Genomic DNA, 25,000 nt, shown 5'->3' on the forward strand with positions numbered 1-25,000 from the left:
CAGTGTCAGTGGTGCTACGTAGGGTGGCGGCCGGGGAGTTCCCCGGACGGCGGCCGGTTGTCGGCGGCGCCCCCTAGACTCGGAGAGCGATGAGCAGCCTCTTTGACGACAGCTTCCTGGCGGACCTCCAGGCCCCTCGCGGGCACGAGGAGGAGCCTCCGCCGCCGCCCGAGCACGAGCACGCTCCGGAGCCGATCCCGGACGATCTGTTCGGCGGGAAGTTCGACGTGCCCCCGGACCGGGACGAGTACTACCGCGACGGCGCCCCGCGCCCCGCGGTCGACACCGCCGCACTGCTGGAGGGCCTGAACGACAACCAGCGCGCGGCCGTCGTCCACTCCGGCTCCCCGCTGCTCATCGTGGCCGGCGCCGGCTCCGGCAAGACCCGTGTGCTCACCCACCGCATCGCCCACCTGCTGGCCGAGCGGAACGTGCACCCCGGGCAGATTCTCGCGATCACCTTCACCAACAAGGCCGCGGGCGAGATGAAGGAGCGCGTCGAGCAGCTCGTCGGCCCGCGCGCGCACGCGATGTGGGTCATGACCTTCCACAGCGCGTGTGTGCGCATCCTGCGCCGCGAGTCCAAGAAGCTCGGCTTCACGTCGTCCTTCTCGATCTACGACGCCGCCGACTCCAAGCGCCTGATGGCCCTGGTCTGCCGCGACCTGGACCTCGACCCGAAGCGCTTCCCGCCGAAGGCGTTCAGCGCCAAGATCAGCAACCTGAAGAACGAGCTGATCGACGAGGAGGACTTCGCCGCCCGGGCCGCCGACGGCTTCGAGAAGACCCTCGCCCAGGCGTACGCCCTCTACCAGTCGCGGCTGCGTGAGGCGAACGCCCTCGACTTCGACGACCTGATCATGACGACGGTCAATCTGCTGCGTGCCTTCCCGGACGTCGCCGAGCACTACCGCCGCCGCTTCCGCCATGTCATGGTCGACGAGTACCAGGACACCAACCACGCCCAGTACACCCTGGTGCGCGAGCTGGTGGGCACCGGCGCACACTCCGCCGAGGCGCCGTCCGGCGAGTACGGCGTCCCTCCCGCCGAGCTGTGCGTCGTCGGTGACGCCGACCAGTCGATCTACGCCTTCCGCGGCGCGACCATCCGCAACATCCTCCAGTTCGAGGAGGACTACCCGGACGCGACGACGATCATGCTGGAGCAGAACTACCGCTCCACGCAGACGATCCTCTCCGCGGCCAACGCGGTCATCGAGCGCAACGAATCCCGCCGCCCCAAGAACCTCTGGACCAACGCGGGTTCGGGCGCGCGGATCACCGGCTACGTCGCCGACACCGAGCACGACGAGGCACAGTTCATCGCCGACGAGATAGACCGTCTCACGGACGCGGGGGACGCGAAGGCCGGTGACGTCGCCGTCTTCTACCGCACCAACGCCCAGTCCCGGGTCTTCGAAGAGGTCTTCATCCGCGTCGGCCTGCCCTACAAGGTCGTCGGCGGTGTCCGCTTCTACGAGCGCAAGGAGGTCCGGGACGTCCTCGCCTATCTGCGGGTGCTGGCCAACCCGGAGGACTCCGTCCCCCTGCGCCGGATCCTCAACGTGCCCAAGCGCGGTATCGGCGAGCGCGCCGAGGCGATGGTCGACGCCCTGTCCCAGCGCGAGAGGATCAGCTTCCCGCAGGCGCTCAAGCGCGTGGACGAGGCGTACGGCATGGCCGCGCGCTCGACGAACGCCGTCAAGCGGTTCAACGCGCTGATGGAGGAGCTCCGTACGATCGTCGAGTCGGGCGCCGGTCCGGCCACGATCCTGGAGGCGGTCCTCGAACGCACCGGCTATCTCGCCGAGCTGCAGGCATCCACCGATCCCCAGGACGAGACCCGTATCGAGAACCTCCAGGAACTCGCGGCCGTGGCGCTGGAGTTCGAGCAGGAGTCCGGCGAGGGCGAGACCTCCGGCGGACTGGCCGCCTTCCTGGAGCGGGTCGCGCTCGTCGCCGACTCCGACCAGATCCCCGACGAGGACGAGGAAGGCTCCGGCGTCATCACCCTGATGACCCTGCACACCGCCAAGGGCCTGGAGTTCCCGGTGGTCTTCCTCACGGGCATGGAGGACGGCGTGTTCCCGCACATGCGCGCCCTCGGCCAGACCAAGGAGCTGGAGGAGGAGCGCCGTCTGGCCTACGTCGGCATCACACGCGCGCGGGAGCGGCTCTACCTCACCCGCGCGGCGATGCGCAGCGCCTGGGGCCAGCCGTCGTACAACCCGCCCTCCCGCTTCCTGGAGGAGATCCCGCCGCACCACGTGGACTGGAAACGCACGGGGGCGACCGCGCCCGTCTCCTCCGGCCCGGCCTCCGGGATCGCCGCCTCGCTCTCCTCGTCCCGCTCGCGCTCCTCGGCGTCGGGTGCCTCCGGGTTCGCCACCCGCCGCGCAGCGGAGAAGTCCGTCGTCTCACTCGCGGTCGGCGACCGCGTCACCCACGACCAGTTCGGCCTCGGCACCGTCATGGCCGTCAAGGGCACCGGCGCCAACGCCGAGGCGACGATCGACTTCGGCGAGGCCAAGCCCAAGCGGCTGCTGCTGCGGTACGCCCCGGTCGAGAAGCTGTAGCACGACGACATGGGTGAGCCCCGCTGTCTTGGACAGCGGGGCTCACCCATGACATCCGAAGGGGTGCGGGACTTACGAGGGCTCCAGCCCGTGGCTGCGCAGCCAGGACAGCGGGTCGATCGACGAACCGCCGCCCGGACGCACCTCGAAGTGCAGATGCGGACCGGTGGAGTTGCCGGAGTTGCCCGAGTAGGCGATCGTGTCACCGGCCTTCACGGTCGTCCCGGAGGCGAGCTGGTAGCTGGACAGGTGGCAGTACCACGTCTCCGTGCCGTCCATCGCCGTCACGATCATCATGTTGCCGTACGCGCTGTTCCACTGCGTCCGCACGGTGCCGTCGGTCGCGGCCAGCACCGGAGTGCCGTACGAGACGGGGAAGTCGATGCCGGTGTGCAGGGACATCCAGTTGACGCCGGACTGACCGTAGTAGGCGCTGAGCCCGTGCTGGGCCACCGGCAGCGCGAACTTGGGACGCAGCCGCTCCTTGCGCGCGGCCTCCTCCGCCGCCCGCTTCTTCTCCAGGTCCTGCTGCGCCTTGAGGTCGATGCGCTCCTGGGTGCGGCTGGCGCGGTCGGCGAAGTCGTCGGCCCCGGCGGAGAGGCTCTCCAGCTGGGTGTCCAGCTTGTTGTTGGCGGCGGCCGGCTTCACCGGCTGGGCGTCCGACTTCGTTGTCGCGGTCGTCTCCTTCTCGCCGCCGGTCAGGGTGCCGACCGAAGCCGCGGCGATCCCGGCGACCCCCATCACGCACGCCGAGGGCACGGCCACGGTCAGCAGCGCGGAGCGCTTGGCCGGGGTGCGGCGGCGGGCGCGGGACGCGCTGCGCGAGGCCGCGCGCGGAGCCGGGGTGAACTCCTCCTGGTCGTCCAGCAGTTCCACGGCGGGCAGTTCACCGGTGTCGCCCGGGCCGCCCTCGCCGTAGGAGGTGTGCTCGTCGTGGGAGGTGTGCTCGTCGTACGACGCCTGCTCGTCGTGCCCGTCGTACGAGGTCTGTTCGTCGTGTCCGTCGTACGGGGCATGTTCGTCGAACGAGGTCCGGCCGTCGTGCGCGACCTGCTCGAAGGTCGCGGTGGCCTGCTGGTGGAAGGCCAGGTCGTACTCGCCGGTGCCGGTGCCCGTGGAGGCCGAGCCGTCGGAGTTCCACTGCGTGGCGTCGTAGGCGCCGGTGTCGTAGCCCTGGGCGCCCCAGGCCCACTGCTGGGTCCCGTCGGCGTGGACGGCGGGCTGCTGCCAGGCGCTCGCGTCCTGGTCCCAGCCGGGGGACTCCCAGCCGCCGGTGTCGGAGGCGGTGGCCTGCGGCGGGACGAGGGGCAGCTGCTGGCCGGCGGACCACGCGCCGGCGTCGTAGGCGCCGGTGCCGTAGGCGGTGTGGTGCTGGGCCGCGTACGCGTCGTAGTCCGGGGTGTGGTGGCCGTCGGCGGACCACTGCGTGCCGTCGTAGGAACCCGTGTCGTGGCCGGCGCTGTGCGAGGCGCCGAAGAGGGGGTCCGCGGCGTACGTCCCGGCGGCCTCTCCGGTCGCGAAACCGCTTGCGTCGTAACCGCCGTAGGTGGTGAAGTCGCCGTACGCGGCTTCCTGGGTGCCGTACGACGCATAGGGCGCCGAAGAGGCGTCGGAAGCCGGGGCCGGGGTGGTCATGGTCCCCGACAGGTGACGGTCGTTCACCAACTTCTCTTTCGCCTCGACAACAGGGGCTGCCAGAGCAGTGCGGTGACTGTACCCGGCGGTATGCGGGCACGACAATCTTCCTCAGGTTTCGCGTACGAAGGAAACGGGCATTCGGCCGTGTTTCGGGGGGCCGTGGGCACGATATTGGCTTTGTGTTCGAGAGTTGTTCGATAATCGAGGCCCCTCGGACGACACCGGAACACCTTGTGAACGGCGTCAGGCCACGGTCAGGCCGCCCCCCTCCACCGCCGTCCCGGCCGGAGCGCGGGTGCCGTCCAGCGCCTGCCGCACCGCGCTCGCCACGGCGGGATGCACGGTCAGCGCGAGGTGGCCGATCCCGGTCACCTGCACGTTGTGCGCCAGCAGGTCCGGGTGGTCGATCCGGGCCGCCTCCACCGGGTCCATCAGATGGTCGAGATCGCTCCAGAAGCTGACGAACTCCGTACGGCAACCGGGGGCCGGCCGGGCCAGCTCCTCGATGACCTTCGAACCCGGGCGCATCTGGCGCACGATCGGGTGCGCGTCGGCGAGGGGCAGGACCCGGGTGCCGGAGTGCGGGCTGCCGAGCGTGATCAGCATCCGCACCCGCTCGTCACCGCCCAGCCGTTGCACGTAATAACGCGCGATCAGCCCTCCCAGACTGTGCCCGACGACGTCGACCCGTGTGCTGCCGGTGTGCTCGCAGATCTCCTCGACCTGCCGGCCGAAGATCTCCGCGGCGGCCCGGATGTCGGTGGTGAGCAGCGAGTAGTTGAGCGACTCGGTGCGCGGTCTGCCCTGCCGGCCCAGGGAATGGCGCAGCAGCAGGAACACCGAGCGGTTGTCCATGAACCCGTGCAGCAGCACCACCGGGGCCCGCTCCTTCGAGGGCAGCCGCGATGCGCCCTCGGCCGGGCCGGGAGAAGTGCAGGGGCGGCGCTCCTGGGCGATGCCGGAGGGATAGAGGAGCAGATGGCCGGCGAGGATCGCCAGTTCCAGAGCGGTCGCCTTCAGCAGGGCGACGGAGAGGCCGGTCAGCCTGTCGGTCGGCAGGCGCCGGTACAGCGACTCCAGGGACGACAGATCCTGGGTGACCTTCATGGCCGACCTCCCAACGGCACGCCGGAGGACTGCCCTGTCCCCCGTATGCCCTCGTGGAAAGCCTCGGCGAGTGCGCTCGGCCGGCCCCGGCGGGGCGCGGGTCCGTGACGCGGCGGGTGGCGCGGAAGGCGCCCGGGTGATGGTGAGGTGCCCCGCCGGTGCTGCGGCCTCGTCGCAGCTCTCCTTGCGCGCGTTCCGCCTCGGACCGCGGTCCCTGTGCCACGGAACCCCGCGGCGCGTGGGCCGCGAAGACTCGGAACGATGCGCGGCGAACGTGTCCCACCGTGTGGTTTCCCCCTCGCCCTCCTCCGCGAAACGGCCGGCCGCGGGATCCCGGCGACGACGTGCGCTCACGCCCCCGGTCCGTACAATCCGGGGCGCCCGTGCCGCGCCCGGTCTCCCGGCCGGGGGCGGGGCGAGTGCGGCGCCCTCTCCGATGTGCCCGTGACCTGCGTCATGTGCGCCGGGTGTCCGATGTGTGCGGTACTTGTCGGAACGGATGCATGACGTCGCTTCATGGAGGCAGTGATGGGTGTGGCAGCCGGTCCGATCCGCGTGGTGGTGGCCAAGCCGGGACTCGACGGCCACGATCGCGGGGCCAAGGTGATCGCGCGGGCCCTGCGCGACGCCGGTATGGAGGTCATCTACACCGGCCTCCACCAGACGCCCGAGCAGATCGTCGACACCGCCATCCAGGAGGACGCCGACGCGATCGGGCTGTCCATCCTCTCCGGCGCCCACAACACGCTCTTCGCCGCCGTGATCGAGCTGCTCCGTGAGCGCGAAGCCGAGGACATCCTCGTCTTCGGCGGCGGGATCATCCCCGACGGCGACATCGCGCCGCTCAAGGAGAAGGGCGTCGCCGAGATCTTCACCCCGGGAGCCACGACGGCGTCGATCGTGGACTGGGTCCGCGCGAACGTCCGTCAGCCCGCCGAGGCGTAGCCCTCCGGGCGGGGCACGGAAGGTCCGGTCCGGAGAGTCGCAGGTCCGGAGAGTCACCGGCTCGGCGGACCCGCCCGCCGGGCCGGGCGGACCCGCCCGACCGCCTGCCCCGCGACCCACCGGACGGAGCTGTACGGCCCTCTGTGCACCTGTACGGCCTTCTATCCGCGCGCCGCCGTCCCTTCGCCCGCCACCACCCCGAGTTCCTCCGTCATGGCCGCGCGCAGCCGCAAGGTCGAGACAAGACGCTGGAACGCCTCCGCCCAGTAGCCGCCGGCACCCGGTGACGCGTCCTCCGGTTCCTCCGGCACGGCCAGCAGACCATCGAGCCGACGAGCCTCCGCCGGGTCCAGGCAGCGCTCGGCCAGACCCATCACGCCGCTGAAACTCCAGGGGTAACTTCCCGCGTCCCGCGCGATGTTCAGGGCGTCCACCACGGCCCGGCCCAGCGGCGCCGCCCAGGGCACCGCACAGACACCGAGCAGCTGGAACGCCTCCGACAGACCGTGCGTCGCGATGAACCCGGCCACCCAGTCGGCCCGCTCCCCGGCCGCCAGGGTGCCCAGCAGCCTGGCTCGCTCGGCCAGCGACACCGCACCGGGGCCGCCCGCCTCGGGAGCCGACGGCGGACCGAGGAGCGCTCTCGACCAGGCCGCGTCGCGCTGCCGTACCGCGGCCCGGCACCAGGCCGCGTGCAGCTCCCCCTGCCAGTCGTCCGCGACGGGCAGGGCCACGATCTCCCGCGGCGTACGTCCGCCGAGCCGTCCCGGCCAGACACCGAGAGGCGCGGCTTCCACCAGTTGGCCCAACCACCATGAACGTTCTCCCCGTCCCACCGGAGCCTTCGCCACGACACCGTCCCGTTCCATGCCCGGGTCGCACTCGTGAGGTGCCTCGACACTGATCGTCGGAGATTCGAGCGTGTGGTCGAGGGCCACGCTCACCGCGGCCCGGACCGCCATCCGCGCGGCGAAGGCCGAGTCCGGCAGCGCCGAGAGCATCTCCGCCGCCGTCGCCCGGACGTTGCGGCTGCGGTCGTCCAGCGCCTGCTCCAGGAACGGCTCGTCCCGCGGCTCCAGCCGCACCCGCAGCGAGTCGAGGAACATCAGCCGGTCCTCGGCCCGCTCCTGCGCCCAGGTCGAGGAGAGCAGCTTCCGCGCGGCCGCGGGCTCCCGGGACCGGATCGCCGCCAGCAGGGCGACCCGCTCGGCGAACAGCCCCTCCCGCCACAGCCGCCGGACCGCCTCCGTGTCGTCGGGACGGGGCATCGACGCGCCCCCGCCGGGCGTGGCCCGCAGGGCGAACCGCCAGTCCGGGTTGAGCCGGGCCAGCCACAGCGCGCGCGGGCCCGCGAAGGCCAGAGCCGCCGGCCGCAGATCCGTCCGGCCCCGTGCCGCGTCCAGCAGGGCGGGCAGCAGCTCCGGGGGCGGCGCGTAGCCACGGGCGTTCGCCGTGTGGAGCCACTGCGGCAGCAGTTCCATCAGGTCCGGAGCCGTGCCTCTGCGGCCACCGCCGGCCGTGCCCGGCCGTTCGGCCAGCAGCATCGCCAGCCGGCGGGCCGCGGCGCCGGGCAGCGCCGGGCGGGGATCCACCGGCGCCGCTTCCGGCCGCCGCGCCGCCCGCGCCGCCCGCAGTCCGGCCCGCCGCCGCAGAGTCTCCTGAGCTGCCGCGTCCAGCAGTGCCACGGGCGCGGAGGCGCTGCGCCGAGGCCCGTCGGCGGAGAGGTCGCGACGGCCCGTGACGGGTCCGGCCGGTGATGCGCGGCGGCCGGTGCCGGGCCCGCCGGACGGCGCGGCGCGGTTCATGCCGGGGCCGCCCGGTGGCGTGGAACGGTCCGCACCGCTCCCGGCCGGTGGTGTACGGCGGTCCACGTCGGGTCCGGCCGGTGGCGTACGGCGGTCCGTGCCGAGCAGGGCTGTGGTGACGAGGTCCTCCCAGAGGCCCGGCTCGGGGGCTTCCGCGGAGGAGGGTCGCCTGGTCATCGGCTGCTTCCTTTCGGGGCTCGCGTTCCGTCGGGTCGGGGGAGAGGGAAGCGGGAGGACCGGCCTGCGCGGGGTCCGCGCGCGGGGGCGTCCGGCGCGGCGACGGGGCTGTTCCTCCTCAGCACAGCGCCACGGCCCCACCCGCCCCCTGCGGCCAGGCGGCCAGCGGATTGAAGCCGCGATGGCCGCACTCGCCGAAGACCTTCACCGGTGCGCCGCCCGCCAGCGACACCAGCCGCCACAGGCCCGGCCGGGCGCGGGCGGCCGGGGTGAGCGGCAGCGCCGCGTCCTCGGCCGCGTCGGCCAGGTGCCAGGAATCGCCGTCCGGCACGGGCACGACCCTCTCCAGCGTCACCGGAACCGACTCCAGCCACGGATCGTCCCGCAGCGCCTCGCCGTACAGCGCGACGGCCCGCGTCACCGGCACACCCGGCGGCCGGGTCACCGCGGGCGCGGGCGGCCCGAACCGCTCACCGAGGACGCCGCGCAGTCCGCCCGGATAGGCGGACACCTCCGCGTCCAGTGCCAGACCCACCGGCAGCGTCAGCTCCGGAGCACGGCCGGCGGCGCCGTAGGACAGCACCAGGGCGGTGCGGCCCGAACCGCTGCCGTGCAGCCATGTCCGGCGCGTCGTCAGCTTCGGGTCCTGTGTGTCGTACTGGGCGAGAACCAGCCAGTCGTCCCGCAGCGGCGGCCCCTCGGGAGCGGTGGGCAGGCCCACGCGGGAGCGGACGGCCGCCGCCAGGGCGGGCGGCAGCCGCTCCCGGTGCAGCCAGCCCTGGCCGAGAAGGTGCAGCAGGGCGCACTCCTCCAGCAGACGCGAGGGCCAGTCCGCACCGGACGGCACCGTCGCCCCCGACTCCCGCGCTCTCGCGGCAAGTCCCGGGGCCTGCGCGTCGACCATGCGGGCCGCGATCTCCTCCCACAGCCCGTCTCCGGTCCGCTCCACCGAGGCCAGACCGCCGCGCAGCAGGTCCATGAGGCGCTGCTCCAGCTCGGTCACCCCCGCCGTGATCCGCTCGGCGCGCCGCTCCGCCCTGCGCCGCGCCGCCTCGGGATCGGAGGGTCCGCCCTCCGGACCGGACCGGCCCGAAGCCGCCTTCCGTCCGGCCCGCGCTCTTCTCCCCTCCCTCCACTCCTCCACCCACTCCGGTGCCGGCCCCCTCGACACCACGCCGCCGCCCCCGTCCGCCCACAGCAGCAGCAGCCCGAGCGCATGCCGGCACGGGGACCGCCGGCTGGGGCAACTGCATGTGTACGCGGGGCCGGAGACGTCCGCGAGGTCGGCGGCCGTGCGGTACGGACCGCTGCCCCCGCCCTTGAACAGACCCCACACCGCCCCCTCGCCGGAACTCCCCGCCCCCGACCACGGACCGGCCGCACCGAGCCTGCTGCCCGCCTCGCGTGACGCGACGTCAGGCGCCAGTGCCAGCACCTGGTCCGCCGTCCAGCGCACCTCCTGCTGTGTCATGTCATCGAAGGTAGATCCCCCCACTGACAATCGGCTCGGAGAGCACATTTCCGCAGGTCAGAGCGCATTGTCAGTGGTGTGGTGCACGGTGGACACCAGATCCGAACCGGCCGAGCCGGAGGGGGCACTCAGCCATGTCCGTGTCCATCGAAACGAAGCCCGAAGATCCCACGACCGAGCCGAAGGTGCTGCGGCCGCACGCCGAGCACGCCTTCGCCGAAGAACTCGCCGCGCTGGCCGCGCACGACGACCGGCCGCGCCCCGAACGCTGGAAGCTGTCGCCGTGGGCGGTGGCCCTGTACCTGCTCGGCGGCACCCTGCCCGACGGCACCGCGATCACCCCGAAGTACGTGGGGCCGCGCCGGATCGTCGAGGTCGCCGTCACCACACTCGCCACCGACCGCGCCCTGCTTCTTCTCGGGGTCCCCGGCACCGCGAAGACCTGGATGTCCGAGCATCTGGCCGCGGCCGTCAGCGGCGACTCGACCCTCCTCGTGCAGGGCACCGCCGGCACCCCGGAGGAAGCCGTCCGCTACGGCTGGAACTACGCGGAGCTCCTCGCGCACGGGCCCAGCCGCGACGCCCTCGTGCCCAGCCCCGTCATGCGGGCGATGGCCCGCGGCATGACGGCCCGGATCGAGGAACTGACCCGTGTCCCGGCCGATGTCCAGGACACGCTGATCACGATCCTGTCGGAGAAGACCCTGCCGATACCGGAACTGGGCCAGGAGGTGCAGGCGGTCGGGGGCTTCAACCTGATCGCCACCGCCAACGACCGCGACCGCGGGGTCAACGAGCTGTCCAGCGCGCTGCGCCGCCGTTTCAACACCGTGGTGCTGCCGCTGCCCGAGAGCATGGAGGCGGAGGTCGACATCGTCTCCCGGCGCGTCGACCAGATCGGCCGCTCCCTCGACCTGCCCGCGGTGCCCGACGGGATCGACGAGATCCGCCGTGTGGTGACCGTCTTCCGCGAACTGCGCGGCGGGGTCACCGCCGACGGCCGTACGAAGGTGAAATCGCCCAGCGGCACCCTCTCCACGGCCGAGGCGATCTCCGTCGTCACCAGCGGTCTGGCGCTCGCCGCTCACTTCGGCGACGGCGTGCTGCGGCCGGGCGACGTCGCCGCCGGGCTTCTCGGCGCCGTCGTCCGTGACCCTGCGGCCGACCGGGTCGTCTGGCGGGAGTACCTGGAGACCGTCGTCCGTGAGCGGGACGGCTGGACCGATTTCTACCGCGCCTGCCGGGAGGTGACCGCGTGAACAACACATCCATCTGGGGACGGACGAAGAGCCGCCCGGCCGCGGCGAAGGCCGGTGTCTGCGGCGGCTCCGAAGACGACACGCGCTGGCCGGGCCGGAAGGCGCGGCGCAAAGGGGCGATGCGTGAACGGAGTTGAACCCGCTCCGGCCGGACCTACCGGTGAAGGGCCCGTGCTGCTCGGTGTGCGGCATCACGGGCCCGGGTCGGCACGAGCCGTGCGGGCGGCCCTCGACGCGGTGCGGCCCCGTGCCGTGCTGATCGAGGGGCCGCCCGAGGCCGACGCGCTCGTGCCGCTGGCCGCGGATCCCGCCATGCGGCCGCCGGTGGCCCTTCTCGCCCACGCCGTCGACGAGCCCGGCCGGTCGGCGTTCTGGCCTCTGGCCGAGTTCTCACCGGAGTGGATCGCCCTGCGCTGGGCCCTGGACCACCGGGTTCCGGCCCGTTTCGTCGATCTGCCCGCCACCCACACGCTGGCCTGGGAGAAGGACAAGAAGGAGGAGAAGGAGGGGGAGGAGTACACACAGGACGCGCCGCATGCGCGGGACGCGCACGACACCCGCGACACGCCGGACAACGGGGATCCGGACGGCCCGGGCCGGGCCGACGTCCGGGTCGATCCGCTCGTCGCGCTCGCCGAGGCCGCCGGGTACGACGATCCCGAGCGCTGGTGGGAGGACGTGGTCGAGCACCGTGACGCGGGCGACGCCGATGTGCTCGCCCCGTTCACGGCCGTGGAGGAGGCCATGAGCGCGTTGCGGGACACCTGCGGGAGCGGCGGTGACGACCGGGATCCGGTGCGTGAGGCGTACATGCGCCTCCGGATACGGGCGGCACAGCGGGAGTTCGGCGGTGCCGTGGCCGTGGTGTGCGGGGCGTGGCATGTGCCGGCGCTGCGGCGGCGGACGACCGTCGCCGCGGACCGGGCACTGCTGAAGGGGCTGCCGAAGGTGAAGGCCGAGCTGACCTGGGTGCCCTGGACGTATCGCAGACTCGCCCGGGCCGGCGGATACGGGGCGGGGATCGACTCGCCCGGCTGGTACGGACACCTGTTCGCCGCGCCGGACCGGCCCGTCGAGCGGTGGATGACCAAGGTGGCGGGGCTGCTGCGGGCCGAGGACCGGCCCGTCTCCCCGGCGCATGTCATCGAGGCCGTGCGGCTGGCCGAGACGCTCGCCGCGCTGCGCGGACGCCCGCTGCCCGGCCTGGGCGAGACCACCGACGCGGTGCGGGCGGTGATGTGCGAGGGCTCGGACGTCCCGCTGGCCCTGGTGCACGACCGGCTGGTGGTGGGGGACGCCCTGGGGCAGGTCCCCGCCTCGGCGCCGGCGGTGCCGTTGCAGCGGGACCTCGACCGGTCGCAGCGCAGGCTGCGGCTCAGGCCCGAGGCGGCCGGGCGCGAGCTGGAGCTCGACGTGCGCAGGGAGACGGACGCGGAGCGCAGCAGACTGCTGCACCGGCTGCGGCTGCTGGGCGTGCCCTGGGGCGAACCGGCGGCCTCGCGCGGCAGCACCGGGACGTTCCGGGAGACCTGGCGGCTGCGCTGGGAGCCGGAGCTGTCGCTGCGGGTGGCCGAGGCCGGGGTGTGGGGGACGACCGTGCTGTCCGCGGCGACCGGGAAGGCCGAGGCGGACGCCCTCGCCGCGCGGAGCCTGGCCGACGTGACCGCGCTGGCCGAGCGGTGTCTGCTGGCCGGCCTGGCGGAGGCGCTCCCCGCGGTCATGCGGATCCTCACGGACCGGGCCGCCCTCGACACGGACGTCGGCCGTCTCGCCCAGGCATTGCCGGCCCTGGTCAGATCCCTGCGCTACGGAGACGTGCGCGGCACGGACACCGGCGCGCTCATGGAGGTCGCCGTCGGTCTCGCCGAGCGGGTCTGCGTCGGACTGCCCCCGGCCTGCACCGCGCTGGACACGGACGCGGCCGAGGAGATGCGCCGTCATGTGGACGCCGTGCACGGGGCGGTGGGGCTGCTGGCCGAAGCGGAGACACCGGGCCGGGCGTACCACGCAGGGCTGCGGGTCCGCTGGCAGCGGGCGCTGGAGATCCTCTCCGGCCGGGACGCCGTGCCCGGGGTCGTCCGGGGCCGGGCCGTGCGGCTGCTGCTGGACGACGGGCGGCTCGCGGTCGAGGAGGCGGCTCGGCTGATGGGGCTGGCGCTGTCGCCGGGAACCCCGCCCGCCGAAGCAGCCGCGTGGATCGAGGGCTTCGTGGGCGGCGCATCCGGCGGAGGACTGCTGCTGGTGCACGACGAGCGGCTCCTCGGCCTGGTCGACGACTGGCTGACCGGTGTGCGGGCGGAGTCCTTCACCGACGTACTGCCGCTGCTGCGGCGCACGTTCTCGGCGTACGAGCCCGGAGTGCGGCGCACCCTCGGTGAGCTGGTGCGGCGCGGTCCGGGGGAGCGGGGCAGAAGCATGACCGCGCGCCCCGGTGTCCCCGGCTTCGCCGCCGGCCTCGACCCCGGCCGGGCCGATGCCGTGCTGCCGGTGGTGCGGCTGCTGCTGGGCCTGGACGGGGAGCCGCCGAGGGCGGACGGCGACGAGGTGACGGGGGTGAACGTATGAAGGCGATCGACCCTGGAGAGCAGGAGCAGGAGCAGGAGCAGGAGCAGGAGCAGGAGCAGGAGCGAGACCGGGAGCAGGAGCGGTTGCGGCGGTGGCGGCTCGTTCTGGGAGGCGGAGAGGCGGACGGCACCGGGCACGGGCTCTTGGGGCGGGACGCCGCGATGGACGGGACGCTCGCCGCGCTCTACGGAAAGGAGGACGGCCCCCGGGCGGGGCGGGAGCGTGCGGCGGGCCTCGGCGCGTCGGCGCCGTCCGTGGCGCGCTGGCTGGGGGACATCCGGACGTACTTCCCCTCCCCGGTGGTCCAGGTCATGCAGCGCGACGCCATCGACCGTCTGGGGCTGTCGGCGCTGCTGCTGGAGCCGGAGATGCTGGAGGCGGTCGAGCCGGACGTGCACCTCGTCGGCACGCTGCTGTCCCTCCACAAGGCGATGCCGGAGACGACGAGAGAGACCGCGCGGGCCGTCGTGCGCAAGGTCGTCGAGGATCTGGAGCGGCGGCTCGTCCGGCGCACCAGGGCCACGCTCACCGGAGCCCTCGACCGCAGTGCCCGGGTGCGGCGGCCCCGCCACCACGACATCGACTGGAACCGCACGATCGCCGCCAACCTCAGGCACTACCAGCCCGAGCACCGCACGATCGTGCCCGAGCGGCTCGTCGGCCACGCGCGGGTGTCGCGGTCCGTGCGGAAGGAGGTCGTGCTCTGCGTCGACCAGTCGGGTTCGATGGCGGCGTCGGTGGTGTACGCGTCGGTGTTCGGGGCGGTGCTGGCGTCCATGCGGTCGATCAGCACCCGGCTCGTGGTCTTCGACACCGAGGTCGCCGATCTCACCGACCGGCTCGACGACCCCGTCGACGTCCTGTTCGGCACCCGGCTCGGCGGCGGGACCGACATCAACCGGGCGCTCGCGTACTGCCAGACGCGGATCACCGCACCCGCTCAGACGGTGGTCGTGCTGATCAGCGATCTGTACGAGGGCGGCATACGGGACGAGATGCTGCGGCGGGTCGCGGCGATGAAGGCGTCGGGGGTGCAGTTCGTGACGCTGTTGGCGCTGTCCGACGAAGGAGCTCCGGCGTACGACCGGGATCACGCGGCGGCGCTGGCGGCGCTGGACGCTCCGGCTTTCGCCTGTACGCCGGACCTGTTTCCCGAGGTGATGGCGGCGGCGATCGAGAAGCGCCCGCTTCCGATTCCGGACACCTCATGACGGAGAAGGGAAAACGGATATGAGTGCCCATCGGTAACAGGGGGCTTGCACAACCTCAGGAGTCCCGTGCAAGGATCGACGCCCGTTGCCTGTGCGCCGTGCGCCGCCGGTCCTCACCGCATCTCACCGCACCGCGTCGCAGCGCCCGCGATCCGTTGTGCCGCACGGGAGGACCCGCCCCCAGGTGATCTGCTCGGCCTTGGCGCCCGGTGCCGCCGTACGTCTGATGCGTACGGCGGTCGGGCGGCATGCGCTGCGGGTGCTGCTGGTGGGCGGGGTGTTCGCGCTGGGGCTGCTGTACGGCGGCCAGGCGCGGGCGGCCGAGTCGGCACCGGCGGTCGCGGAGTCCGGGCCCAGGGCCACGGCCGGAGCCGACGTCCTGTCCGGCACGGTCCACGCCGACGGACAGGTCCTCCGGTCCGTGGCCGGACGTACCGAACCTGCCGAAGGTGCCGCGCGAGGCGAGCGGTCCGTGGACGAGCGGATCGTGCAGCCGCTCGGCGAAGCGGCGGGAACAGCGCAGGGGCTGTTCGGCCGCGTCCCCTCCGTGCAGGCGTCGGACCTGCTGCCGCCCCTCCCGCGTCTGCCCTCCCTTCCGGCCCCGTCCGGGCTGCCCGAGCCGCTGCCCGAGCCGCCCTCGCGGCCCGACACGCCGTCCGGGCAGGAGCAGAAGCATCCGCGGGACGCGCCGCCCGAGCCCGCCGACACCCAGAAGCAGAAGCAGAAGCAGGCGCAGGCGCAGGTCCTTGCGGCCGAGACTGCCGAGACTGCCGAGGCGGCCGGGGGCACGGTGTCGGGGAACCCCCGCCGCATCGACGAGCCCGTCGTCCTCGCGCACGGACCGCGTGTCGCCGCGTTCCCCGCGGACACGCCGTCCCGCACCGCGGCCCGGCCCGGCCACCGCAGATCCGCCCACGGCGTCGACGTACCACTCGGGCCGGAGCCCGTGGACGGTGCGGCGGGCGACGGCGCGGCGGGGGACGGCGGCCCGCCGCGGCACGCCGACACGTACGCCGTGACCGCGGACCACCGCGCGCCGACGGGGCTCCTGCCCGGCGCCGTCGCGTCGGCCGAGGTGCCGGGTGTCAGGGACCGCCACCGGGACGTCCCCCTCTTCCCCGGCTAGAGCGGGCCACACCCCCGTCGGCCTGCGGGCGACGTGCCGTGAGCTGTCCGCCGGTGGGACCGCGTCCCTGGGGCACCGGGTACGAGGTGGGACCGCGTCCCCGGGGCACCGGGTACGAGCCCGGCCGGTCGTCACCCGTTCGGCGTAACGGCCGCGTGCTGTTCCGCCTCCGGGCCCCGCCGGGTCCGGCCCGGCGGGACCTCCGACTCCGCCCCTCCTCCCCCGGACAGCCGAATGCCGTCGGCCGGTCCGGGAACGGGGTGGCGGACAGGGAGCGGGAGATCCCCATTGGGGTGGGGATCTCCCGCTCCCGCCCCCTGCGGGGCTGCTCACGGGGCCTCACCGGGCCCACCCCAGTCCGGTGAGGTCCTGCCCCGCCGCTCACAGGTGGCACGGCGTGTCAGTGAGGGAGGCATCATGTGACAGGTATCACCGCTCAGGTGTGACCCGCGATTTAGGGGGCTCACGGAAGCAGCGATAACCTGCGAGACGGACATGCCGCGCGCTCGGACACCGTGTGCGCTCCCCTTGTGACACAGCGGACGTCACGTTGCCCTTCGCGGCACGCCCACGCATCCAACGAACCGCGAGATCACTGATAGGGACGGAAGCGCGTGGACCTGTTCGAGTACCAGGCGAGGGACCTCTTCGCCAAGCACGATGTACCGGTGCTGGCCGGTGAAGTCATCGACACGCCTGAGGCGGCCCGCGCAGCCACCGAGCGTCTCGGTGGCAAGTCCGTCGTCAAGGCCCAGGTGAAGGTCGGCGGCCGCGGCAAGGCCGGTGGCGTCAAGCTCGCCGCCACGGTCGACGAGGCCGTCGAGCACGCCACCAACATCCTCGGCATGGACATCAAGGGCCACACGGTCCACAAGGTCATGATCGCCGAGACGGCCCCGGAGATCCTGGAGGAGTACTACGTCTCCTTCCTCCTCGACCGTGCCAACCGCACCTTCCTCTCCATCGCGTCCGTCGAGGGCGGCATGGAGATCGAGGAGGTGGCGGCCACCCGTCCGGAGGCCGTCGCCAAGATCGCGGTCGACGCCGTCGACGGTGTGGACGAGGCCAAGGCCCGCGAGATCGTCGAGGCCGCGAAGTTCCCGGCCGAGGTCGCCGACAAGGTCGCCGACGTCCTGATCAAGCTGTGGGACACCTTCATCAAGTCGGACGCCCTCCTCGTCGAGGTCAACCCGCTCGCGAAGGTCGCCTCCGGCGAGGTCATCGCGCTCGACGGCAAGGTGTCGCTCGACGAGAACGCCGAGTTCCGCCACCCCGAGTACGAGGAGCTCCACGACAAGGACGCCGCCAACCCGCTCGAGGCGGCAGCCAAGGCGAAGGGCCTCAACTACGTCAAGCTCGAGGGCGAGGTCGGCATCATCGGCAACGGCGCGGGTCTCGTCATGAGCACCCTGGACGTCGTCGCGTACGCCGGTGAGAACCACGGTGGCGTCAAGCCCGCCAACTTCCTCGACATCGGCGGCGGCGCCTCCGCCCAGGTCATGGCGAACGGCCTGGAGATCATCCTGGGCGACCCGGACGTCAAGTCCGTGTTCGTCAACGTCTTCGGCGGCATCACCGCCTGCGACGAGGTCGCCAACGGCATCGTCCAGGCCCTGCAGCTGCTGGAGGACCGTGGCGAGAACGTCTCCAAGCCGCTGGTCGTCCGTCTCGACGGCAACAACGCCGAGCTCGGCCGGCAGATCCTCACCGACGCCAACCACCCCCTGGTGCAGCGCGTCGACACCATGGACGGCGCGGCCGACAAGGCCGCCGAGCTGGCCCACGCCGCCAAGTAAGCACTCAGGACGAGGACAGAACACACCATGGCTATCTGGCTCAACAAGGACAGCAAGGTCATCGTCCAGGGCATGACCGGCGCCACGGGCATGAAGCACACCAAGCTCATGCTGGGCGACGGCACCAACGTCGTGGGCGGCGTGAACCCGCGCAAGGCGGGCACCACCGTGGACTTCGACGGCACCGAGGTACCGGTGTTCGGCACCGTCAAGGAGGCCATCGAGGCCACCGGCGCCAACGTCTCCGTCATCTTCGTGCCGGAGAAGTTCACCAAGGACGCGGTCGTCGAGGCCATCGACGCCGAGATCCCGCTGGCCGTCGTGATCACCGAGGGCATCGCCGTGCACGACACGGCCGCCTTCTGGTCGTACGCCGGCAAGAAGGGCAACAAGACCCGCATCATCGGCCCGAACTGCCCCGGCATCATCACCCCGGGCGGCTCGAACGTCGGCATCATCCCGGGCGACATCACCAAGCCGGGCCGCATCGGCCTGGTCTCGAAGTCCGGCACGCTGACGTACCAGATGATGTACGAGCTGCGTGACATCGGCTTCTCGACCGCCGTCGGCATCGGTGGTGACCCGATCATCGGCACCACGCACATCGACGCCCTCGCCGCGTTCGAGGCCGACCCCGACACCGACCTGATCGTCATGATCGGTGAGATCGGCGGCGACGCCGAGGAGCGGGCCGCGGAGTTCATCGCGAAGAACGTGACCAAGCCGGTCGTCGGCTACGTCGCGGGCTTCACCGCGCCCGAGGGCAAGACCATGGGCCACGCCGGCGCCATCGTCTCCGGCTCCTCCGGCACCGCCCAGGCGAAGAAGGAGGCCCTGGAGGCCGCCGGTGTCAAGGTCGGCAAGACCCCGACCGAGACCGCCAAGCTGGCCCGCGAGATCCTCGCCGGCTGACGCCCCCACAGGCGACACGAGGCCCGCACCCCGTCCGGGGTGCGGGCCTCGCGCCGTCCGGACCGCCGCGGGCGCGGTCCGCGCAGGCTCATCCGGGCCGCGGCACCAGCCGCTCCGGCCCGTTGAGCGGCTCCCGCCGCAGCTTGGCGCGCAGTTCGCGGTCCGCCTGCGACAGCGGACCGGGGGCCGCCCGTGGGGGCACGCCCTGCACGGTCTCTCCGGGGGCGACCGGCGGCTCGTAGTGCGTGGGAGCCGTACGAGCGGTCAGTGCGGTGGCGCCGATGATCGCGATGGTGAAGGCGATCGCGGCACGGGTCCAGAACCGCGCCCGGCGCTCGCTGCCGTTCCGTACGACCGCCGGACGGGACGCCCGCAGCCGTTCGGCGGAGGCCAGCTCGGCCAGCCGCCGGCCCAGCTCGACGGGGTCGGACAGCTCGGGCAGCCGGGTGGCGATCTCCTCACGGGCGTGCAGCAGCCGGCGCGCGGCCGCCGGGGTGCTCGCCTCGGTCTCCGCGGCGGTCTCCTGCAGACGCAGGCCGACCCCGTCGTGCAGCACGAGCGTGCGCCGGTACGGCACCGGGAGCTCCAGCAGGACGTCCAGCAGCACGCGGTCGGAGGCGTCGGCGGGGGGCGGCTCGGGGTGCCGGTAGCGGGGGCGGAAACGGTGCCAGGGGGAGAGGGCGTACTCGTAGGCGGTCGCCCGCACCCAGCCCGCCGGGTCGGGGTCGACGGCCACCTCGGGCCAGCGGTCCCAGGCCAGCTGGAACGCCCGTTCGACTGCCTCCCGTGCCAGTTCGCGGCGCCCGCTGAGCAGATAGGTCTGCCGCACCAGGGCGGGCGCGCAGAACGCGTACAGCGCGTCGAACGCCTGAGTGGGCGTCAGTGTCTCCCCGCGCTGCGGTTCCGGTCCGGCCCCGGACCGCACGGCGGAACCGGCGGCGGCCGCCCGCTCCACGGCGACCGGTTGACGTGCCGTCACCTCGGCCTTCTCCCGTACCTGCCCCTGCGGGGTCTCGTCCTCGGGGGTCCCGGCGGCGAGCCCGGCGAGTTCGGCCAGCAGCTCGGCGTAGGCATCCCCCTTCCGGCCCTGCGGAGTCCTGCGGCCCGCCTCCCACGCGCGCACCGTCTCCCGGCTGACGCCCACCCTGGCCGCGAGCTGAGCCTGGGTCAGCGCACCGGCTTCGCGCAGTCGTCGGCGTTCCTTCGGGGGAGGGAGGGGGGTCGCAGGGCTCCGCGTCACAGGGCGCCCTTTCGTCCGATAAAGAACATAAACACATATTGGGTGACACGTCGGAGGTTCGCCTGTTACGACGGGAAAGCGCGTGTCGTTGGGAGCATGGCGGGCGTGATCCCGATGACCGCTCGCCGACCGCCGTTGTCGCTCCTGCTCCTGCGCCTGCGCAGACGTTCGTCCGGACTGGCCGCGAGCCTCCTGGGCGGCGCGCTCGCGGCGGGCCTGGGACTCGGTTCGCTGGCGGTGCTGGTGATGATGCTGTGGATCAGCTCGCCGTACCCGGACAGCGGCCCCGGAGGCGCGCTGCATGTCGCCGCCGCGCTGTGGCTGCTGGCGCACGGAGCCGAACTGGTGCGTGTCGACACGCTCTCCGGCGGGCCCGCGCCCGTGGGGCTGACCCCGCTGCTGCTGGCCCTGCTGCCGCTGTGGCTGCTGCACCGCGCCGCGCGGGACGCCGTGGACGGCGGTGAGCAGGAGGTGCCGGTGAGCGGACGCACCGCCTGGGCGGGGGTCGTCGCCGGCTATCTCGCCGTCGCCGCCCCCGCCGCGCTGTACGCGGCCGGCGGTGATCTGCGGCCCGACTGGACCTGGAGCTGTGTGTGTCTCCCGCTCGTCGCGGCGGCGGCCGCCGGGGCCGGGGTGTGGACGGCGTACGGCCGTCCCCGCGACGCCCTCGACGGTGCACTGCTCCTGCTGCCGGCCGGGCCGCGCCGCCTCGGCTTCGACGAGGACGCCCGGGACCGCCTCGGCGCGGCCGCGCGGGCCGCCGCCGCGGGGCTCGCCGTCCTCGTCGGGGGCGGTGCCCTGCTGGTCGGGACCTCGCTGGTGTGGCACGGCGACTCGGCGCGCGCGTCCTTCGCCCTGCTGACCGAGGGCTGGTCGGGCCGTTTCGCGGTCCTGCTGCTCTGTCTGGCCCTGCTGCCCAACGCCGCCGTCTGGGCCGCCTGCTACGCCCTCGGTCCCGGCTTCGCCCTGAGCGCCGGGCACGTCACGGGCCTGCTCGCCTCGGATCCGGCCCCGCTCCTGCCGCCCTTCCCGCTGCTGGCCGCCGTGCCGGAACCCGGTCCCGGCACGCTGCTGAACTGGGTGACGGTGGCCGTGCCGGTGGCGGCCGGGCTGACGGTGGGGCGGTTCACGGCCCGGGCGTCGACCCCGCCGCCGGTCCCGGCGGGAACCGACGTCAGGGCCGGTGGTGCAGGGCCGGGGGAGACCTGGACCGCGCGGCGCACCGCGGAGGTCACCGTCCTCGCGGTCGCCCTGTGCGCACTCGCGTTCGCCGCTTCGGCCGCGTTCGCCGGGGGCCCGCTCGGTGTCTCCGCGCTCGCCCGGATCGGGCCGGTGTGGTGGCAGGCCGGGGTGGCGGCGCTGGGCTGGGGCGTCCTGGTCGCGCTGCCCGTGGCCCTGGGCGTCCGGGCCTGGCGCTGCCGCGGCCGGGTCCCGCGCCGTGCGGGCATCGCCCGGCAGCGCTCCCGGACCCCCGGAGCCCGGCCCCGTACGGGCTCCGGGCCGAGTGCCGCCGTACGGGGAGCCAGGGTCCCGGAACCGTCCGTCCCCGGGACCGACGCCCTGGACCGCGGACCCGGCACCCACGACGGCCCCGAGACGTACGGCCGTCCCGACGCCTACGGCCGCTCCGACGCGTACGACGGAACCGGGGTGTACGACGGATCCGGGGCCTGCGACGGCACCGACGGCCACCCCTCTTTCGGGCCGTACGGCTCTCTGTCCGAGGATCCCGGCCCGGAGTCCGGCACCCCGTGGCCCGACGGCCTCACCCGCGAGGTGCGTCCGGGCGCACTGAAGGAGGCGGCCATGCCACGGGACGAGCCGGCCGCCACGCCGGACGGGACGGAGCCCCCGGAGCCTTCCGGGTCCCCCGGTTAGCCGCCCGCTAGTTCTCGGCGCCCAGGATTCCGCGCAGCTCCTCCGGCAGGAGCCGGCTGCACGACTGTTCGGCCGCGTTGGTCAGGGCGTCCTGGGTGCAGGTGTAGTAGTCGCGGTAGACCAGCTGGGCGGTGAAGGACGCCGCGACCAGGACGACGGCCAGGGACGCCGTGACGATGCCGCCGACGGCGGCGGTGGTCGGCGGGCGGGCGGGGCTCTCGGCGGCGGGGCGGTCGGGGCCTGCGGGGCGGGGGTGCGTGCGCAGCGCGCTGATGCCCCAGTACAGGGCGAGCGCGCCGAGCATCAGGGCGACGTACGGCCAGCCGAAGAGGGCGAAGAAGAAGCCCCACATGCCGGACAGCAGTGCGTAGCGGGCGCGGCGCTGCGCGGGGTCGGCGGGGTCCCAGCGCGTGCCGGGGCCGGGACGGCCGCCGCCCGGGCCGCCGTCCTGGTCACCGCGGGGCCGATCGCCGAAGCCGTCGGGGGAACGGCCGGGCTGGCGGTCGCTCCACTGATCGCCCCACGGGGAGTTCCCGTCCGGGGAGCCCTGGGACCCGTCCCGGTCGCCGGGGGCCGGGTGCCGCGGCTGCCAGGGGCGGTCGGGCGTGCCCTCCGGCGGCGGCGCGAAGGGGTTGTCCTCCTGGTCCCGGCGTTCGTCGTCCGGTCCGCCCGAGGGCGCGTCCGGTGCCGAGGAGGGGCGCTCCCGCCACAGCAGGCCGCCGCGCTTCCCTCCGTGCGCCGACTGCGGGGGGAGCGTGAGAAGTCGCAGGCTGCGGTCCGGCATCAAGTGAGCGTCTTCCCCTTGGTGGATAAGGCTGTCTCGTGCGAGCTGTCGTCTCATGAACGTCCCGGCCCCGGGCGGCGTTCCCGATCCCGCTCCTCCCAGACGCTACCCTCCGCCCGCGCCCCCGTCCCACGGGGCCCGTCCGGTGTGCCGGTATCGTTGCTGACGGCCGGCCGCTTCGTAGGCTTCCCCGTATCGGAGGACGCGAAGCATTCGTATGAACGTACAGAATCGACGGACGTACGGTCGCCGGCCCGGACAGACGCACCCCCGAGAAAGGGCCCCATCGTGGCCGCCAAGCCCGTGGCCAAGCGCCTCGTCGTGCTGGTCTCCGGATCCGGCACCAACCTCCAGGCGCTGCTCGACGAGATCGCCGCCACCGGATCCGGGTCCTACGGCGCCGAGATCGTGGCCGTCGGCGCCGACCGCGAGAACATCGAGGGGCTCGCCCGCGCCGAGCGCGCCGGGCTGCCGACCTTCGTGTGCAAGGTCAAGGACTTCGCGGCCCGCGAGGAGTGGGACGCCGCGCTCGCCGGGGCCGTGGCCGCGTACGAGCCCGACCTGGTGGTCTCCGCCGGGTTCATGAAGATCGTCGGCAAGGAGTTCCTGGCCCGCTTCGGCGGCCGGTTCGTGAACACCCACCCGGCCCTCCTCCCCAGTTTTCCCGGTGCCCACGGTGTGCGTGACGCGCTCGCGTACGGCGCCCGGGTCACCGGCTGCACCGTCCACTTCGTCGACGACGGCGTCGACACCGGACCGATCATCGCCCAGGGCGTGGTCGAGGTCCGGGACGAGGACGACGAGAGCGCACTGCACGAGCGCATCAAGGAAGTCGAGCGAAGGCTGCTCGTCGATGTCGTGGGGCGGCTCGCCCGCAACGGCTATCGCATCGAGGGACGAAAGGTAGTTATCCAGTGACCGCCGAGAGCAACAAGCGGCCCATCCGTCGCGCACTGGTCAGCGTCTACGACAAGACCGGCCTGGAGGAGCTCGCGCGCGGGCTGCACGAGGCCGGCGTCGAGCTGGTGTCCACCGGCTCCACGGCCGGACGGATCGCCGCCGCGGGCGTCCCCGTCACGAAGGTCGAGGAGCTCACCGGCTTCCCCGAGTGCCTGGACGGCCGGGTGAAGACCCTGCACCCCAAGGTCCACGCGGGCATCCTCGCCGACCTGCGCCTGGAGGACCACCGGCGGCAGCTGGCGGAGCTGGGCGTCGAGCCGTTCGACCTGGTCGTCGTCAACCTCTACCCGTTCCGGGAGACCGTCGCCTCGGGCGCCTCGCCCGACGAGTGCGTCGAGCAGATCGACATCGGCGGCCCGTCGATGGTCCGCGCCGCCGCCAAGAACCACCCCTCGGTGGCCGTGGTGACCAGCCCGGCCCGTTACGCGGACGTCCTGGCGGCCGTGCAGGACGGCGGCTTCGACCTCACGACCCGCAAGCGGCTCGCCGCCGAGGCGTTCCAGCACACGGCGTCGTACGACGTGGCGGTCGCCTCCTGGTTCGCCTCCGAGTACGCCCCGGTCGACGACTCCTCCTTCCCCGACTTCCTCGGCGCCACCTGGGAGCGCAAGAGCACCCTGCGCTACGGCGAGAACCCGCACCAGCCCGCCGCGCTCTACGTCGACACGGCGTCCGTCAGCGGCTCCGCCGCGGGCGGCAGCGGTCTCGCGGAGGCCGAGCAGCTGCACGGCAAGGAGATGTCGTACAACAACTACACGGACACGGACGCCGCGCGCCGTGCCGCGTACGACCACGACGAGCCGGCCGTGGCGATCATCAAGCACGCCAACCCCTGCGGCATCGCGGTCGGCGCGGACGTCGCCGAGGCGCACCGCAAGGCGCACGCCTGCGACCCGCTGTCCGCGTTCGGCGGTGTGATCGCCGTGAACCGCCCGGTCAGCAAGGAGATGGCCGAGCAGGTCGCGGAGATCTTCACCGAGGTCATCGTCGCCCCGGACTACGAGGAGGGCGCGCTGGAGGCCCTCGCGAAGAAGAAGAACATCCGGGTGCTCAAGGCTCCGGCCGCCCCGGCGAACCCCGTCGAGGTCAAGGCCGTCGACGGCGGCGCGCTGCTCCAGGTCGCCGACCGCCTCCAGGCCGACGGCGACGACCCGGCCGGCTGGACGCTGGCGACCGGCGAGGCGCTGTCCGCCGAGGAGCTGGCCGAGCTGTCCTTCGCCTGGAGGGCCTGCCGCGCGGTCAAGTCCAACGCGATCCTGCTCGCCAAGGGCGGCGCCTCCGTCGGCGTCGGCATGGGCCAGGTCAACCGCGTCGACTCCGCCAAGCTGGCGGTCGAGCGTGCGGGCGCCGAGCGGGCGCAGGGCTCCTACGCGGCCTCCGACGCCTTCTTCCCCTTCCCCGACGGCCTGGAGATCCTCGTCGAGGCCGGCGTCAAGGCGGTCGTCCAGCCGGGCGGCTCGGTCCGTGACGAGCTGGTCGTGGAGGCCGCGAAGAAGGCGGGCGTCACGATGTACTTCACCGGCACGCGGCACTTCTTCCACTGAGCCGTT

17 protein-coding genes are annotated in these 25,000 nt (G+C 73.3%); 11 read left to right on the forward strand and 6 right to left on the reverse strand.

Annotated elements, in window-relative coordinates; translation table 11 throughout:
* Window positions 1–89 precede the first annotated feature (89 nt).
* Window positions 90–2,576 carry a DNA helicase PcrA gene (gene pcrA / locus ACIQGV_RS21685; protein ID WP_402496671.1) on the forward strand — a complete coding sequence of 829 codons (2,487 nt, stop codon included), beginning with the start codon at window positions 90–92 and terminating at the stop codon, window positions 2,574–2,576.
* A gap of 72 nt (window positions 2,577–2,648) precedes the next feature.
* On the opposite strand, the gene ACIQGV_RS21690 is transcribed toward pcrA, so the two are convergent.
* A complete protein-coding gene (locus ACIQGV_RS21690) occupies window positions 2,649–4,238 on the reverse strand; it encodes a M23 family metallopeptidase (RefSeq protein WP_402496672.1) in 1,590 nt (529 codons plus the stop codon).
* Between the two features lie 219 nt (window positions 4,239–4,457).
* Complete coding sequence (locus ACIQGV_RS21695) at window positions 4,458–5,321, reverse strand: esterase/lipase family protein (RefSeq protein WP_402496673.1); 864 nt, start codon at window positions 5,319–5,321, stop codon at window positions 4,458–4,460.
* Window positions 5,322–5,849: 528 nt separating this feature from the next.
* Here ACIQGV_RS21695 and ACIQGV_RS21700 point away from each other — a divergent pair.
* Window positions 5,850–6,266 (forward strand): cobalamin B12-binding domain-containing protein, encoded by a 417-nt coding sequence (locus tag ACIQGV_RS21700; RefSeq protein WP_402496674.1) that lies wholly within the window; start codon window positions 5,850–5,852, stop codon window positions 6,264–6,266.
* Between the two features lie 161 nt (window positions 6,267–6,427).
* Here ACIQGV_RS21700 and ACIQGV_RS21705 read toward each other — a convergent pair whose 3' ends face one another.
* Window positions 6,428–8,248, reverse strand: coding sequence for a DUF5691 domain-containing protein (locus ACIQGV_RS21705; protein WP_402496675.1), 1,821 nt, complete (start codon window positions 8,246–8,248; stop codon window positions 6,428–6,430).
* 118 nt (window positions 8,249–8,366) lie between these two features.
* Window positions 8,367–9,719: an SWIM zinc finger family protein gene (locus ACIQGV_RS21710; protein WP_402496676.1), complete on the reverse strand. Its 1,353-nt coding sequence runs from the start codon at window positions 9,717–9,719 to the stop codon at window positions 8,367–8,369.
* Window positions 9,720–9,853: 134 nt separating this feature from the next.
* On the opposite strand from ACIQGV_RS21710, the gene ACIQGV_RS21715 reads away from it, so the two are divergent.
* From ACIQGV_RS21715 to sucD, 6 genes are all read left to right on the forward strand, one after another.
* Window positions 9,854–10,978: an AAA family ATPase gene (locus ACIQGV_RS21715; RefSeq protein ID WP_402496677.1), complete on the forward strand. Its 1,125-nt coding sequence runs from the start codon at window positions 9,854–9,856 to the stop codon at window positions 10,976–10,978.
* A gap of 123 nt (window positions 10,979–11,101) precedes the next feature.
* Entirely contained in the window at window positions 11,102–13,543 is a 2,442-nt protein-coding gene (locus tag ACIQGV_RS21720) for a DUF5682 family protein (protein ID WP_402496678.1), read from the forward strand.
* Window positions 13,540–14,754 (forward strand): VWA domain-containing protein, encoded by a 1,215-nt coding sequence (locus tag ACIQGV_RS21725; protein ID WP_402496679.1) that lies wholly within the window; start codon window positions 13,540–13,542, stop codon window positions 14,752–14,754. The genes ACIQGV_RS21720 and ACIQGV_RS21725 overlap by 4 nt, the downstream gene beginning before the upstream one ends.
* Window positions 14,755–14,980: 226 nt before the next feature.
* A complete protein-coding gene (locus ACIQGV_RS21730; protein ID WP_402496680.1) occupies window positions 14,981–15,880 on the forward strand; it encodes a hypothetical protein in 900 nt (299 codons plus the stop codon).
* Between the two features lie 614 nt (window positions 15,881–16,494).
* A complete protein-coding gene (sucC, locus tag ACIQGV_RS21735; protein WP_402496681.1) occupies window positions 16,495–17,676 on the forward strand; it encodes an ADP-forming succinate--CoA ligase subunit beta in 1,182 nt (393 codons plus the stop codon).
* Window positions 17,677–17,703: 27 nt separating this feature from the next.
* Window positions 17,704–18,588 (forward strand): succinate--CoA ligase subunit alpha, encoded by an 885-nt coding sequence (gene sucD, locus ACIQGV_RS21740; RefSeq protein WP_402496682.1) that lies wholly within the window; start codon window positions 17,704–17,706, stop codon window positions 18,586–18,588.
* An 88-nt stretch (window positions 18,589–18,676) separates the two neighbouring features.
* Here the strand turns inward: sucD and ACIQGV_RS21745 are convergent, their stop codons facing one another.
* Entirely contained in the window at window positions 18,677–19,828 is a 1,152-nt protein-coding gene (locus tag ACIQGV_RS21745) for a helix-turn-helix domain-containing protein (protein WP_402496683.1), read from the reverse strand.
* 96 nt (window positions 19,829–19,924) lie between these two features.
* Between ACIQGV_RS21745 and ACIQGV_RS21750 the strand changes: the two genes are divergently transcribed.
* Window positions 19,925–21,706 (forward strand): DUF6350 family protein, encoded by a 1,782-nt coding sequence (locus tag ACIQGV_RS21750; protein ID WP_402496684.1) that lies wholly within the window; start codon window positions 19,925–19,927, stop codon window positions 21,704–21,706.
* 7 nt (window positions 21,707–21,713) lie between these two features.
* Here the strand turns inward: ACIQGV_RS21750 and ACIQGV_RS21755 are convergent, their stop codons facing one another.
* Window positions 21,714–22,490: a hypothetical protein gene (locus ACIQGV_RS21755; protein ID WP_402496685.1), complete on the reverse strand. Its 777-nt coding sequence runs from the start codon at window positions 22,488–22,490 to the stop codon at window positions 21,714–21,716.
* 288 nt (window positions 22,491–22,778) lie between these two features.
* On the opposite strand from ACIQGV_RS21755, the gene purN reads away from it, so the two are divergent.
* Together purN and purH are read left to right on the forward strand one after the other, a co-directional pair.
* Window positions 22,779–23,408, forward strand: coding sequence for a phosphoribosylglycinamide formyltransferase (purN, locus tag ACIQGV_RS21760; RefSeq protein WP_402496686.1), 630 nt, complete (start codon window positions 22,779–22,781; stop codon window positions 23,406–23,408).
* Complete coding sequence (gene purH, locus ACIQGV_RS21765) at window positions 23,405–24,994, forward strand: bifunctional phosphoribosylaminoimidazolecarboxamide formyltransferase/IMP cyclohydrolase (RefSeq protein WP_402496687.1); 1,590 nt, start codon at window positions 23,405–23,407, stop codon at window positions 24,992–24,994. Before purN ends, purH begins: the two co-directional genes overlap by 4 nt.
* Window positions 24,995–25,000: the final 6 nt, after the last annotated feature.

Origin of the sequence: Streptomyces sp. NPDC093094, from assembly GCF_044754345.1 — a bacterium.
GTDB lineage: Bacteria > Actinomycetota > Actinomycetes > Streptomycetales > Streptomycetaceae > Streptomyces.